Source organism: Rhodococcus sp. NPDC003318 (assembly GCF_042879035.1).
In the GTDB taxonomy this organism is placed as follows: domain Bacteria; phylum Actinomycetota; class Actinomycetes; order Mycobacteriales; family Mycobacteriaceae; genus Rhodococcus_G.
Window position 1 is genome coordinate 245,622 of the sequence record NZ_JBIAOU010000004.1, and the last position, 12,634, is coordinate 258,255.

The 12,634-nt window shown below is 70.7% G+C and carries 11 protein-coding genes; 8 read left to right on the forward strand and 3 right to left on the reverse strand.

All coding sequences use genetic code 11. The features are described 5' to 3' along the window. The first annotated feature begins 41 nt into the window (after positions 1-41). Positions 42-935, forward strand: a complete 894-nt coding sequence (locus ACFYVR_RS10595; protein ID WP_387472504.1) for a LysR family transcriptional regulator — start codon at positions 42-44, stop codon at positions 933-935. Positions 936-1,008: 73 nt separating this feature from the next. Further along, on the forward strand, positions 1,009-1,209 hold the full coding sequence (locus tag ACFYVR_RS10600) for a hypothetical protein (RefSeq protein ID WP_387472506.1): 201 nt from the start codon (positions 1,009-1,011) through the stop codon (positions 1,207-1,209). A 10-nt stretch (positions 1,210-1,219) separates the two neighbouring features. Here ACFYVR_RS10600 and ACFYVR_RS10605 read toward each other — a convergent pair whose 3' ends face one another. Next, on the reverse strand, positions 1,220-2,578 hold the full coding sequence (locus tag ACFYVR_RS10605; protein ID WP_387472508.1) for a sulfatase: 1,359 nt from the start codon (positions 2,576-2,578) through the stop codon (positions 1,220-1,222). Between the two features lie 123 nt (positions 2,579-2,701). On the opposite strand from ACFYVR_RS10605, the gene ACFYVR_RS10610 reads away from it, so the two are divergent. Genes ACFYVR_RS10610 through ACFYVR_RS10630 form a run of 5 tightly spaced genes read left to right on the forward strand, consistent with a single transcriptional unit; the run spans position 2,702 to position 7,848 of the window. Continuing rightward, on the forward strand, positions 2,702-3,505 hold the full coding sequence (locus tag ACFYVR_RS10610) for a Stf0 family sulfotransferase (protein WP_387472510.1): 804 nt from the start codon (positions 2,702-2,704) through the stop codon (positions 3,503-3,505). After that, complete coding sequence (gene cysD / locus ACFYVR_RS10615) at positions 3,454-4,422, forward strand: sulfate adenylyltransferase subunit CysD (protein ID WP_387472512.1); 969 nt, start codon at positions 3,454-3,456, stop codon at positions 4,420-4,422. Before ACFYVR_RS10610 ends, cysD begins: the two co-directional genes overlap by 52 nt. Continuing rightward, the gene (cysC, locus tag ACFYVR_RS10620) at positions 4,422-6,320 is read left to right on the forward strand and encodes an adenylyl-sulfate kinase (protein WP_387472514.1); all 1,899 of its coding nucleotides are present in this window, start codon (positions 4,422-4,424) and stop codon (positions 6,318-6,320) included. The genes cysD and cysC overlap by 1 nt, the downstream gene beginning before the upstream one ends. Positions 6,321-6,359: 39 nt before the next feature. Continuing rightward, positions 6,360-7,133 (forward strand): class I SAM-dependent methyltransferase, encoded by a 774-nt coding sequence (locus ACFYVR_RS10625; RefSeq protein ID WP_387472516.1) that lies wholly within the window; start codon positions 6,360-6,362, stop codon positions 7,131-7,133. A 16-nt stretch (positions 7,134-7,149) separates the two neighbouring features. Next, positions 7,150-7,848, forward strand: coding sequence for a maleylpyruvate isomerase family mycothiol-dependent enzyme (locus ACFYVR_RS10630; protein ID WP_387472518.1), 699 nt, complete (start codon positions 7,150-7,152; stop codon positions 7,846-7,848). 1 nt (position 7,849) lies between these two features. Here the strand turns inward: ACFYVR_RS10630 and ACFYVR_RS10635 are convergent, their stop codons facing one another. Then, positions 7,850-8,314: a tRNA (cytidine(34)-2'-O)-methyltransferase gene (locus ACFYVR_RS10635; protein ID WP_387472520.1), complete on the reverse strand. Its 465-nt coding sequence runs from the start codon at positions 8,312-8,314 to the stop codon at positions 7,850-7,852. A 55-nt stretch (positions 8,315-8,369) separates the two neighbouring features. Further along, positions 8,370-8,900, reverse strand: a complete 531-nt coding sequence (locus ACFYVR_RS10640) for an ester cyclase (RefSeq protein WP_387472522.1) — start codon at positions 8,898-8,900, stop codon at positions 8,370-8,372. 362 nt (positions 8,901-9,262) lie between these two features. Here ACFYVR_RS10640 and ACFYVR_RS10645 point away from each other — a divergent pair, with 362 nt between their 5' ends. After that, on the forward strand, positions 9,263-12,592 hold the full coding sequence (locus tag ACFYVR_RS10645; protein WP_387472524.1) for a DUF2126 domain-containing protein: 3,330 nt from the start codon (positions 9,263-9,265) through the stop codon (positions 12,590-12,592). Positions 12,593-12,634 lie beyond the last annotated feature (42 nt).

Below are 12,634 nucleotides of genomic sequence, written 5' to 3' on the forward strand. Positions count from 1 at the left end.
CTGGGCACAAGCGAGGGTTGTGGGCGAGTTATCCTGGCGGCATGCCGCTCTCACCCAGAGTCCCCGAACTCGGTGCTCTCGACGTACTGGTCTCGGTGGCGCGCCTGGGCAGCATGGGCGCCGCCGGGCGCGAACACGGACTCAGCCAGCAGGCCGTCAGCGCGCGGGTGCGGTCCGCGGAGCGTCAGCTCGGCATCAAGGTCTTCGATCGCAACCCGACCGGGGTCACCCCCACGTACGAGGGTGGGCTGGTGCTCGAGTGGGCAGCCGGAACCGTCACCGCGGCAGAGCATCTCGCATCCGGAATCTCAGCGCTGCGGGGGGAGCGGGAGGCGAACCTCACCGTCGCGGCGAGCATGACCATCGCCGAGTACCTGGTTCCGGGCTGGACGGTGACGATGCGGCGCAGGCATCCGAACGTGGTGACGTCGGTGCGCCTGCTCAACTCCACCGACGTGGCGGCGCTGGTCCTCGCCGGCGGGGCGGCCCTCGGTTTCGTCGAGGGCCCCGAGGTGCCGTCGGGACTCGACTTCCGGGAGGTTGCCCGCGACGAACTCGTGGTCGTCGTCCCGCCCGCGCACCCGTGGGCCCGGTCCGGCCCGATCGCGCCGACCGAACTGGCTCGCACCCCACTGATCCAGCGCGAGTTCGGGTCCGGCACCCGCAACACCCTCGAGCAGGCGGTGCCCGGCTGTGTCGCCCCGTTGCTCGAGCTCACCTCGTGCACCGCGGTCAAGGCGGCGGTCGTCGCCGGCAACGCACCCGCCGTGGTGTCGTCGCTCGCCGTCGCCGCCGACCTCGCGGACGGCCGGCTCGTCGCCGTCGAGCTGGCGGGTCTGCGGATTCCGCGCCGACTGCTCGCGGTCTGGGACCGGGATCGGGGACTGCGCGGCTCGGCGCGCGAGTTCCTCGACATCGCTGCCGGCGGCCGGTAATCCGCGCAGCGCGAGCCGAACCCTTCCGCAGGCGCGGCCGCCGAGTCATCCTGTGCCGGTGTACCGGTCCAGCGTGATTGAACTCGAGGCGGTCGAACGTCGCGGCCGCTGCCCGTCGTGCGGCCATCCGGCCTGCACGGCGCCGCCGCAGCGGATCGGCCGACTGCTGCGTCTGCGGCCCGCCCCCGCGCGGTGCGCGGAGATCCTGATGGTCGATCACACCGTGCCGTGTGCCATGTACTGCCAGTGTCAGGACCCGTTCCACGGGTCCTGACGAACCGGCGTCAGACCCCGCTGGTGGCGTCGTCGAGGATGCCTCGGTCCGAGCTGAGACCGGACCGGACGTTCGGGGCCGAGTCGAGCTTGGCGAGGTACTCCGCCATCGCCCGCTTCGCGTAGGCCGTGCCCTCCTCCTCGCTGGGGATCCGGTCGCCGGTCGTCTCCCGCCAGCGCTGCAGTTCCGCGGCCAGCTCCGCCTCCACCGCCGCGAGCGCGGGGGTGCCGGCGAGGTTGACCACCTCGTCGGGGTCGGAAGCCAGGTCGTACAGTTCCCGGCCGGCGCGGGGCACCAGGTGGTCGGTGCCCAGCGCGGCCCGCGACGGGCTGTTCTCGATGTCGAGCGGCAGATCCAGTGCGGGCCGGGGCGCGTAGTTCTCGATGTAGCTGTAGCGCGTCGAGCGCACGGCCCGGATCGGGTCGAAACTGTCGTGGTACGTCTTCTCGGTGAACAGCAGGTCCCGGGCCGGTGCGCCGGTCCGCCCGAGCCATCGGTCGGCGTGGGAGACGCCCGCCACGGACCCCGGGACCTCGACGCCGAGCAGCTCGAGCAGCGTCGGAACGAAATCGACGCCGCTGAAGAGGTTGTCGTCCACGAGGGGGCCCCGGCGCAGCCGGCGCGGCGGACGCACGATCATCGCGATCCCGGTGCCCCGCGTGTACAGCGTCGACTTGGCCCGGGGGAACGCCTCGCCGTGGTCGGTGAAGAACACCACCCACGTGTTGTCGTCGAAGCCCTCCTCGGCGAGGGTGTCCAGCAGCCGGCCGACCGCCGCGTCGGCGACCTCGATGGAGCCGTGGAACGCCGCGAGGTCGTCGCGGACGCCGGGGTGGTCCGGCAGGTACGACGGCACGTCGAAACCGTTCGGGTCGTCGACCGGGTACATGTCCGGCGGGTAGGGGCGATGGGTCTCGAAGAAGCCCGTCGTCAACATGAACGGTGTCGGGGGGTGGCGTGTGAGCCAGTTCGACGCCCGGTCGACGACGAAGTCGCAGTACGAGTTGGACACGTCGTATTCGTGGTACCCCAGCCGGCTCGGATAGGCGGTCTCGTGCTGCATCCCGAAAAGCGCTGTGTACCAGCCCGCCTCGGACAGCACGGACGGCAGGGTCCGGACATCGGGGTGGTACTCCCAACCGTGGTGCGCCAACCCGACCAGACCGTTCTCGTGCGGATACCGACCGGAGAACAGTGCGCCGCGGGACGGGGAGCACAGCGGCGAGGCGGCGTGCGCGTTCGTCAGCAGGATGCCCTCGGACGCCAGCCGGTCCATGTTCGGACTGTGTGCGCCCGACGCCCCGTAGCACCCGAGATGCCTGCCGAGATCGTGCCAGTGCACGACCAGGACGTTGTCGGGTGTGGGCATCTGAACTCCTTCGAACGGTAGACAACGGTCGATTCTGTCGCCCCCACCCGAGCCGTTCAAGACTTCGGCTCACGCCTGTCTCCAGCGGTTGCGCATCGTTGCCGCGACCCTACTGTTGCCCGCATGTCCGAGCCCAGTTCGTATCTTGTCTGCGCGTCCCAGCGCAGTGGAAGCACCCTGCTCGTCGAGTCCCTCCGGGCCACTACGGTTGCGGGCAATCCCGAGGAGTACTTCCAGTACCTGCCGTCCACCAGCCGCTCACCGCAACCCCGGCAGTGGTTCGAGGGTGTGACGGACGAGAGCGTGCTCTCGCTGCTCGCGCCACTCGAGCCGGGCGTCGTCGACACCCGCACCTCCGAGCAGTGGCGCGACCAGCTGCTCAGCCTGGGCCGGACCCCGAACGGCGTGTGGGGCGGCAAGCTCATGTGGAACCAGGTGCCGCTGGTGCTCGACCGCGCAGCGCAGCTCGGGAACCGCTCCGGAACGGGCCTGCGGGCAGCGCTCGACGACATCCTCGGATCCGACCTGACCTTCATCCACGTCTTCCGCGGCGACGTCGTCGCGCAGGCCGTGTCGATGTGGCGGGCGGTGCAGACCCAGGTGTGGCGCGACGACGCCACACCACCCGCCCTCGACGACGGCGCCGAGTACCACGCCGAGGGCATCGCGCACCTGCTCCGCATCCTGCGACACCAGGACGAGCAGTGGCGCACGTGGTTCGACGACGAGGGGCTGGACCACGTGGACGTCAGCTTCGAGGATCTCGTGAAGGACCCCCAGGCCACGGTCGCCAAGGTGCTGGTCGACCTCGGTCAGAATCCGGAGCTGGCGCCCCCGCCGCCGATCAAGCGGCAGAGCGACGGCCGGTCCCGGGAATGGGTGGAGCGGTACCGCGCCGAAGCCGCCGAGAAGGGACTTCCGCTGTGACGGTCGTGGACAACCCGGTGTGGGTGGACGAACTGCGCGCGCTCGAGGCCGAAGCCGTGCACATCATCCGTGAGGTGGTGGCCGAGCTGGAACGCCCCGTCCTGCTGTTCTCGGCGGGCAAGGACTCCATCGTGCTGCTGCGGCTGGCGGAGAAGGCGTTCCGGCCTGCCCCCCTGCCGTTTCCGATCCTGCACGTCGACACCGGGCACAACTTCCCCGAGGTGATCGAGTTCCGCGACCGGTTGGTCGCCGACACCGGTCACCGGCTGATCGTGGCGTCGGTTCAGGACTCGATCGACCGGGGACGGGTGACCGAGGCCGACGGCCCGGGTTCGTCCCGCAACCGGCTGCAGACCCGCACCCTGCTCGACGCGCTCGAGGAGCATCGCTTCGACGCCGCGTTCGGCGGGGCCCGGCGGGACGAGGAACGTGCCCGGGCGAAGGAACGGGTGCTGAGCTTCCGCGACGAATTCGGACAGTGGGATCCGCGCTCGCAGCGGCCCGAACCGTGGTCGCTGTACAACGGCCGCATCCGCCGCGGCGAGCAGGTGCGGGTGTTCCCGCTGAGCAACTGGACCGAGATCGACGTGTGGCGGTACATCCAGCTGGAGAGTCTCGCGCTGCCGTCGATCTACTTCGCGCACGACCGCCAGGTCTTCGAGCGCGACGGCATCCTGCTCGGGCTCTCCGAATACACGATTCCGACCGAGGACGAAACGGTGCACCGCCTCCGGGTCCGGTACCGCACCGTCGGCGATCTCACCATCACCGGGGCGGTGCGCTCCGACGCCGACGACGTCGACGGCGTCATCGCGGAGATCGCCGCGGCGACGGTCTCCGAACGCGGCGAGACCCGGGCCGACGACAGGACTTCCGCAGCCGCGATGGAAGACCGCAAGCGCGAGGGATACTTCTGATGACCAGCACCGCACCCCGCCAACTGCCTCCCCGCCAGTTGCTCAGACTCGCCACGGCGGGCAGTGTCGACGACGGCAAGAGCACCCTGATCGGGCGGCTGCTCCACGACACCGGTTCACTGCCGGCCGACCACCTCGAGGCGGTCACCGGCGACGACGGTGAACCGGACCTCGCCGCGCTGTCCGACGGTCTGCGCGCCGAGCGTGAGCAGGGCATCACCATCGACGTCGCCTACCGCTTCTTCTCCACGACCACCCGCAGTTTCGTGCTGGCCGACACACCGGGTCACGAACGGTACACCCGCAACATGTTCACCGGCGCCTCCAACGCCCACGTCGCGGTGCTCCTGGTGGACGCGCGGGCCGGTGTGCTGCGCCAGACCCGGCGGCACGCACGGATCGCGTCCCTGCTCGGGGTCCCGCACCTGGTCGCGGTGGTGAACAAGATCGACCTCATCGGCTTCGACGAGGTGCGGTTCAAGGAGGTCGAGGCCGAACTCGCCCAGCTCGCGCACCGGCTCGGTGTCCCGGAGATCACGGTGATCCCCGTGTCCGCGACGCGGGGCGACAACGTGGTCACCCGCTCGGATTCCACCGAGTGGTACGAGGGCCCCACCCTGCTCGAGTACCTCGAGGACGTCGAACTCGCCGCGCCGTCCGCCGTCGCGTCCGGTCTGCGCCTGCCGGTCCAGTGGGTGTCGCGTCCCGGTGACGGCCGCCGCCGTCGCTACGCAGGCCGGCTGTCCGCCGGGACCCTCGCCGTCGGCGACGAGGTGGTCGTCCTGCCGTCCGGCTCGCGCAGCCGGGTCGTCGCTCTCGACACCCTCGACGAGGATCGGTCCGTCGCGGTCGCGACGCTGTCGGTGTCGTTGGAGCTCGCGGACGAGATCGACGTCGCCCGCGGGGACCTGATCGTCAGCGCCGCCGCGGACGAGGTCCCGGTGTCCGCCCGCGAGATCGACGCGACCGTGTGCTGGCTCAGCGAGACACCGTTGCGGGCCGGTGACCGGGTGCTGCTCAAGCACACCACGAGCACGGTGCGGGCGACGGTGCAGGAGCTGCACAGCCGCATCGACCCGGAAACGTTGGAGGAGAACGAGTCTCCCAGCGAGCTGGCGCTCAACGACATCGGCCGGATCACCCTGCGGACGAGCACGGTGGTCCTCGCCGACACCTACCGCGCCAACCGCGACACGGGCGCGTTCATCCTGATCGACGAGCACAGCAACGACACGGTCGGAGCCGGAACGGTCGGCGCGACAAGGGAAGTCGTTCCGGGCGAGCAGGCGCGTCGCGACATCACCTGGCACCCGTCCGCGGTCGAGCGGGGACGCCGGTGGGAGTCGACCGGCCAGCGAGGCGCCACGATCTGGCTCACCGGGCTGCCCGCGTCGGGGAAGTCGACCGTGGCGGTGGCGCTCGAACGCGCGCTCGTCGACTCGGGCCGCGCCGCCTACCTGCTCGACGGCGACAACGTGCGGCACGGCATCTCGGACGACCTGGGTTTCACACCGGGCGATCGGGCGGAGAACATCCGCCGTGTCGGGCACCTCACCCGGCTGTTCGCCGACGCCGGAGTCGTCGCCATCGCGTCGATGGTCTCGCCGCTGCGCTCGGACCGGGCCATCGCCCGAGCCCTCAACGAGGCCGCCGACCTGCCGTTCCTCGAGATCCACGTGAGCACCCCGGTAGAGGAGTGCGCGCGACGGGACCCGAAGGGACTGTACGCCCGGGCGAAGGCGGGGGAGTTGCGCGGACTGACCGGCATCGACGCCCCGTACGAGGCGCCCGAGAACCCGGACCTCGCCTTCGACACCACCGGCGCCGACATCGACGCCCTCGTCGATCGCATCCTCGACACGCTGGCCCGGTACGAAGCCGGCCGGGATCAGGGCTGATCGGCAGTCTCCGCGGCGGATCCTCCGTATGCTGACTGCGTGCCTGCGTGGGACGGTCGCGACTACGCCGAGGTGAGTGCGCTGCAGCGCACACTCGCCGAGCAGGCGCTCGCCGGTCTCGATCTCGCCGGTGACGAACGGCTCCTCGACGTCGGGTGCGGGGACGGCTCGGTCACCCTCGAGTTGGCGGAGCGCCTGCCGCGGGGCTCGGTGGTCGGGGTGGACGCGTCCCCGCGGATGATCTCCACGGCCGCGAGCCGTCCGGTGCCCCAGGGGGCCACGGCGCGCTTCCTGGTGGCCGACGCGCGGGACCTGCCGTTCGCGGGCGACTTCGACGTGGCGGTCTCGTTCAACGCGCTGCACTGGGTGGCGGAGCAGCACGAGGCGCTGTCGGCGATCGCCCGGGCCCTGAACCCGTCGGGTCGGGCGATGGTGCAGATGGTGTGTGCATCCGCCCGGCCGAGCATCGAGGACGTCGAGACGGAGGTTGCGCGTCGGCCCGAGTGGGCCGCCGACTTCACCGGCTTCACCGCGCCCTACATCCACCCCGATCCGGAGTCGTATCCGGAACTCGCGGCGTCGTCCGGGCTCGCCGTGACCGCGCTGCGCACCTGGGATGTGGAGTGGGACTTCGGTTCCCGTGACGACTTCACGCGGTGGGCCGCTGTGGGGTCCACCGACTGGACGGGTCGGCTGTCGCCGGACCGGGCCGACCGGTTCATGGCCGAGGTGATCGACGCCTACGAGCAGGTCGTGGACCGGCCCGGCGTGTTCCGCTTCACCCAGATGCGGGTCGAGGCGAGACGGGCCTGACGGAAAGGGCGGGGCGATGGCCGATGTCGAGTTCACCGACGACCAAGTGTGGGCCGCGATCGACGCCCAGCGCCTGCGCACGGCCGACCTGCTGTCCGAGCTGAAACGGAGCGACTGGGACTGCCCGTCGCTGTGCTTCGGGTGGACGGTCCGTGATGTCGCGGCGCATCTGACGCTGCAACAGCTCACGATCGGTGACGTGCTGCGCCTGGCCCTCCGGCACCCGGGGGTGCTCGGCGGGGTGAACCGCGTGATCAGGGAGAGCGCACGCCGGCGGGCGGGGATGCCGACGGACGAGATGATCGCCGCGATCCGGGCGATGGTCGGGTCGCGACGCCACAACATCGGGGTGACTCCCGCCGAAACGCTCGTCGACATCCTCGTACACGGCCAGGACATCGCGATCCCGCTCGGGCGTGATCTCGAGATGCCCACGGAGGCATCGGCCTTCGCGGCCACCCGGGTGTGGTCCACGGTATCCGGGCGGTGGCGCGTGCCCTACCGCGGTGACGGGAAGTCGCGGGTGTTCCGCCGGGTGCCGTCGGAGGAGTTCCGGTTCCGCGCCACCGACATCGACTGGGCCGTCGGGTCGGGGCCGGAGGTGACGGGCCCGATCGACGCGATCCTGCTGTTGCTCACCGGCCGGCGGGCCGCGCTGCCCCGGCTCGGTGGCCCGGGCATCGACGAACTGCGCCGCCGGGCCGCGGTCGCCTGACTCAGACGCCCCCGGCGAAGCCGTGCTGGCGCCACGCCTCGTAGGTCACCACCGCCGCCGCGTTCGACAGGTTCAGCGACCGACGACCGGGGATCATCGGGATCCGCACCCGGCTGGTCACGTGCGGATCGGCGAGTACCTCCTCGGACAGACCCGTCGGCTCCGGACCGAACAGCAGCACGTCCCCGGCGCGGTACTCGATGTCGGCGTACGACGTGTCGGCGTGCGCGGTGAACGCGTACACCCGCTCCGGCGCCAACGCCGCCCACGCCGCCTCGAGGCTCGCGTGCACCGTCACCGACGCCAGGTCGTGGTAGTCCAACCCCGCCCGCCGCAGCTTCGGCTCGGACAGATCGAAGCCCAACGGCTCGACCAGGTGCAGCTCACACCCCGTCCCGGCGACCAACCGGATGGCGTTGCCGGTGTTCGGGGGGATGCGGGGCTCGTGGAACAGGAGACGGAACACCCGACAAGCTTGCCATCGGCGCCGGCGGCGTCGGAGGCGCCCCTCGACACTTGGGTCAGCGACGGCGAACGATGCCCACCACACGTGTTGTGGCGTTGAACGCGGCCTTCATCGCGCGATCCGCCATCGATCCGTCCGGGGGCAGCATGTGGATCTGGCGGGCGAACTCCATCTGGTCGTAGCGCACGGTGTTCGTGTCGACTTTCCCGCCCGCGACGACGAAGTGATCGATGCCCTCGAAGTCGATACGCCGCCCGGTCCCGGCGACGCCGACGAAGGTACCGACGTGACGGCCGGTCACATGCCAGTGGACGAACACGTCGTCGCCGGACTCGGAGATCGACACGACCTCCATCGCGAAGTCGGCCACGGCGGCGAAGAGCTGATCGAAGTAGGCGGCGATCTCGGCGGTTCCACGACAGGTGCCGGTGGGGAAGCGCACGACGGAGTCGGCCGTCCACCAGAAGCTGCGCAGGCTGTCCACGTCGTTGGCGTTGAGGCGGCCGAAAGCCCACCGGACGAGTTCGGTGTTGGAGACGTCCCTCGGCGGGGCGGTGGTGGTCGATGTGTGGCTGGGATCGGACATCTCTGCTCCATGTGCTCCGTGCGGTACTCGGTGCGCGGCAAAGTGCGTCAGCGCGGTGCCGAAGCACCCCTGTCGCCGCCTCTGTCGCGGCGCCGAACGCGCGAGAAGTCGACTACTCGATCACTGATCAAGGGTACGGCGACCGGATGGTGGGTGTCGGACTTTCCGAGGCCGTCCCTCGAGGTGACCGAATCGACATTCGGCGAGACGGTGCGCAGATCAGGGGCCGTGCAGTGAGGTTCCGGCGGTGTGTCCGTGGCGTTCCCGCGACGTTGCCGCGTAGTGCGGCACCACGCTTGCCGAGCAGTCGGTGTCGGCCTGTGATGAAATTCGGGCTGGTCGGCACGTGGGTTGGAGGCTGGATGGGGATCAAGGTCGCGCTCGAGCACAGGACGGTCTACGAGTTCGATCGGCTCGTGGAGATGCATCCGCACGTGATCCGGCTGCGTCCGGCGCCGCACACGCGTACTCCGATCGAGGCGTACTCGCTCACGATCGAGCCGCGCGAGCACTTCGTCAACTGGCAGCAGGACGCGTTCGGGAACTTCCTGGCGCGCGTGGTGTTCCCGGAGCGTGCGCGGAAGCTGTCGATCACGGTGGGACTGGTCGCGGACCTCGAGGTCGTCAACCCGTTCGACTTCTTCATCGAGGACCACGCCGAGTACTTCGGCTGGGAGTATCCGCCGGAACTGGCAGCCGAACTCGAGCCCTACCTGCGGCCCGTCGACGAGGACGAACCCGGTTCGGGGCCGGGCGACGTGGTGCGGAAGTGGTTGCAGGGATTCCACATTCCCGACACGATTCGCACCATCGACGTCCTGGTCACCCTGAACCAGGCGCTCGAACGGGACATCGACTACAGCATCCGGATGGAACCCGGGGTGCAGAGCCCCGACCACACCCTCACCACCGCGGTCGGCTCGTGCCGCGACTCGGCGTGGCTGCTCGTGTCGATCCTGCGGCAACTCGGCCTCGCCGCCCGATTCGTCTCCGGCTACCTGGTGCAGCTCTCGGCCGACGAGGTCGCACTCGACGGCCCCTCCGGCCCCGACACGGACTTCACGGACCTGCACGCGTGGGCCGAGGTGTACGTGCCGGGCGCCGGCTGGATCGGCCTCGACCCCACGTCCGGACTGTTCGCGGGGGAGGGGCACATCCCGCTGTCCGCGGCGCCGCACCCCACGTCGGCCGCCGCGATCACCGGCGCCACGGGGACCTGCGAGTCGACCCTGGACTACTCCAACACCGTCACCCGCATCCAGGAGGATCCGCGGGTCACCCTGCCGTACACCGACGCCCAGTGGGCGAACATCCTGGCTTCGGGTGCGGCACTGGACGAGAGGGCCGCCGCGACCGACCTGCGGCTCACCGTCGGTGGGGAGCCGACATTCGTCTCCGTCGACCACTACGGCACCCCCGAGTGGACCACCGACGCGGACGGTCCGCACAAGCGTGAGCGCGCGTCCGACCTGGCCGAGCGGCTGCGCCGCATCTACGCACCCCGCGGCCTGGTGATGCGCGGGCAGGGCAAGTGGTATCCGGGAGAACCGTTGCCGCGCTGGCAGATCGCCCTGCTGTGGCGTAAGGACGGCGGGGTGCTGTGGCGCGATCCGTCGTTGCTGGCCGATCCGTGGGATCCGGACCGGGTCCACGCGACACCCGTTGCGGGCGCGCACAGCCTGGCATCCGCGCTGGTGGAGCGACTCGGACTGCCCGCCGATGTCGTGCAGCCCGCGTACGAGGACCCGCTGGCCCGGCTGCACCGCTGGGTCCGACTGCCCGCCGGCCCGCCGCCGTCCGGCGACGAGGATCTGCCGCCCGACGTCGACGGCCGTGACGCCCGGCAGGCGCTGCTCGACAAGCTCGACACGGCGGTCGACACTCCGGCGGCGTGGGTGATCCCGTTGCAGTGGGCGGCCGACGACTCAGGTTGGGAAAGTGGACGGTGGCCGATGCGCCGCGGCCGGATCGTGCTCGTGGAGGGCGATTCGCCGGCCGGGCTGCGCCTGCCGATCCGGTCGATCGCGTGGGATCAGCCGGACCCGCGGCCGGAGGCGGACCCGCTCGACAACCGCCCGCCGCTGCTGTTCCAGCCGACGCACCGGCCCGAGCCGACGACGATCGAATCCGCGGTCGTCGACCTGCCGACCTCGCTGGTGACCGAGGTCCGCGACGGGGTGCTGTACGTGTTCCTGCCGCCGCTCGGTGCGCTCGAGCACTTCAGCGACCTGGTCGCCGCAGTGGAACAGGCTTGCGCCGCAACGGGTCTGCCGGTCGTGGTGGAGGGATACGGGCCGCCCGACGACGGCCGCCTGCAGTCCCTGTCGATCACCCCGGACCCCGGGGTGATCGAGGTCAACGTCCAGCCCACCGGCAGTTTCGCCGAGCAGTTGGCGCTGACCGAGACCCTGTACGCACAGGCCCGGTCGGCGCGGCTCGGCGCCGAGTCGTTCGACGTCGACGGCACCCACAGCGGCACCGGCGGCGGCAACCACATCACCCTCGGCGGGGAGCGGCCGAGCGAGTCGCCGCTGCTGCGCCGCCCCGACCTGCTGGTCTCGCTGGTCACGTACTGGCAGCGGCACCCGTCGCTGTCCTACCTGTTCTCGGGTCGGTTCATCGGCCCCACGTCGCAGGCGCCGCGCGTCGACGAGGGCAGGCCGGAAACGCTGTACGAACTGGAGATCGCGTTCAGCGAGATCGCGCGGCTCACGGGTGACGGCAGCCGGACGCCGTCGCCGTGGATCGTGGACCGGGCACTGCGCCACCTGCTCACCGACGTGACGGGCAACACGCACCGCGCGGAGTTCTGCATCGACAAGCTCTACAGCCCGGACTCGGTCCGCGGCCGCCTCGGCGTGCTCGAGCTGCGGGGCTTCGAGATGCCGCCGCATCCGCGGCTGGCGATGGTGCAGTCGCTGCTGGTCCGCGGACTCGTCGCCCGGTTCTGGGACGAGCCGCTGCGGGCGCCGCTGATCCGGCACGGCGCGAATCTGCACGGCCGCCACCTGTTGCCGCACTTCGTTGCCGCCGACATCGCCGACGTCGCCGCCGACCTGCGCGACCACGGCATCGACTTCGACACCTCCTGGCTCGATCCCTTCCTCGAATTCCGTTTCCCGAAGCTGGGTTTCGTCCAGGCCGGCCCGGTCGGGCTGGAACTGCGGTCCGCGATCGAACCGTGGAACGTGCTCGGCGAGGAGGCGACGGCCGGCGGCACCGCCCGCTACGTCGACTCGTCCGTCGAGCGTCTGCAGGTCAGTGTCACCGGCGCCGATCCCGGCCGGTACGTGGTCACCTGCAACGGGGTGCCGCTGTCGCTGCTCGCGACCGACAAGGACGACGTGCAGGTGGCCGGCGTGCGTTACCGGGCGTGGCAGCCGCCGAGTGCACTGCACCCGACGATCGCGGTGCACAGTCCGCTCGTGTTCGACGTCGTGGACCTCGAATCGGGGCGTTCCCGCGGCGGGTGCACGTACCACGTCGTGCACCCGGGCGGCCGTGCCTACGACACGCCGCCGGTCAACGCGGTCGAGGCGCATTCCCGGCGGGGACGCCGATTCGACGACAACGGGTTCACACCGGGCGACTTCGACCTGGCACAGTTGGCCGAGACGCAGTCACGACTTGCCGTGGACCGGACCGCACCGGGCATACTCGACCTGCGCCGGATCGACACCGCCCGGACATGACGGCGCGAGCCGCCGTCGACCCCCGTGCAGGAGGACAGTGAG

Bases quoted from the DNA above. Each gene is read 5' to 3' on its own strand.
- ACFYVR_RS10595 (WP_387472504.1), top strand. From the start codon at position 42: ATGCCGCTCTCACCCAGAGTCCCCGAACTCGGTGCTCTCGACGTACTG.
- ACFYVR_RS10605 (WP_387472508.1), bottom strand. From the start codon at position 2,578: ATGCCCACACCCGACAACGTCCTGGTCGTGCACTGGCACGATCTCGGC.
- ACFYVR_RS10610 (WP_387472510.1), top strand. From the start codon at position 2,702: ATGTCCGAGCCCAGTTCGTATCTTGTCTGCGCGTCCCAGCGCAGTGGA.
- cysD (WP_387472512.1), top strand. From the start codon at position 3,454: ATGGGTGGAGCGGTACCGCGCCGAAGCCGCCGAGAAGGGACTTCCGCT.
- cysC (WP_387472514.1), top strand. From the start codon at position 4,422: ATGACCAGCACCGCACCCCGCCAACTGCCTCCCCGCCAGTTGCTCAGA.
- ACFYVR_RS10630 (WP_387472518.1), top strand. From the start codon at position 7,150: ATGGCCGATGTCGAGTTCACCGACGACCAAGTGTGGGCCGCGATCGAC.
- ACFYVR_RS10640 (WP_387472522.1), bottom strand. From the start codon at position 8,900: ATGTCCGATCCCAGCCACACATCGACCACCACCGCCCCGCCGAGGGAC.
- ACFYVR_RS10645 (WP_387472524.1), top strand. From the start codon at position 9,263: ATGGGGATCAAGGTCGCGCTCGAGCACAGGACGGTCTACGAGTTCGAT.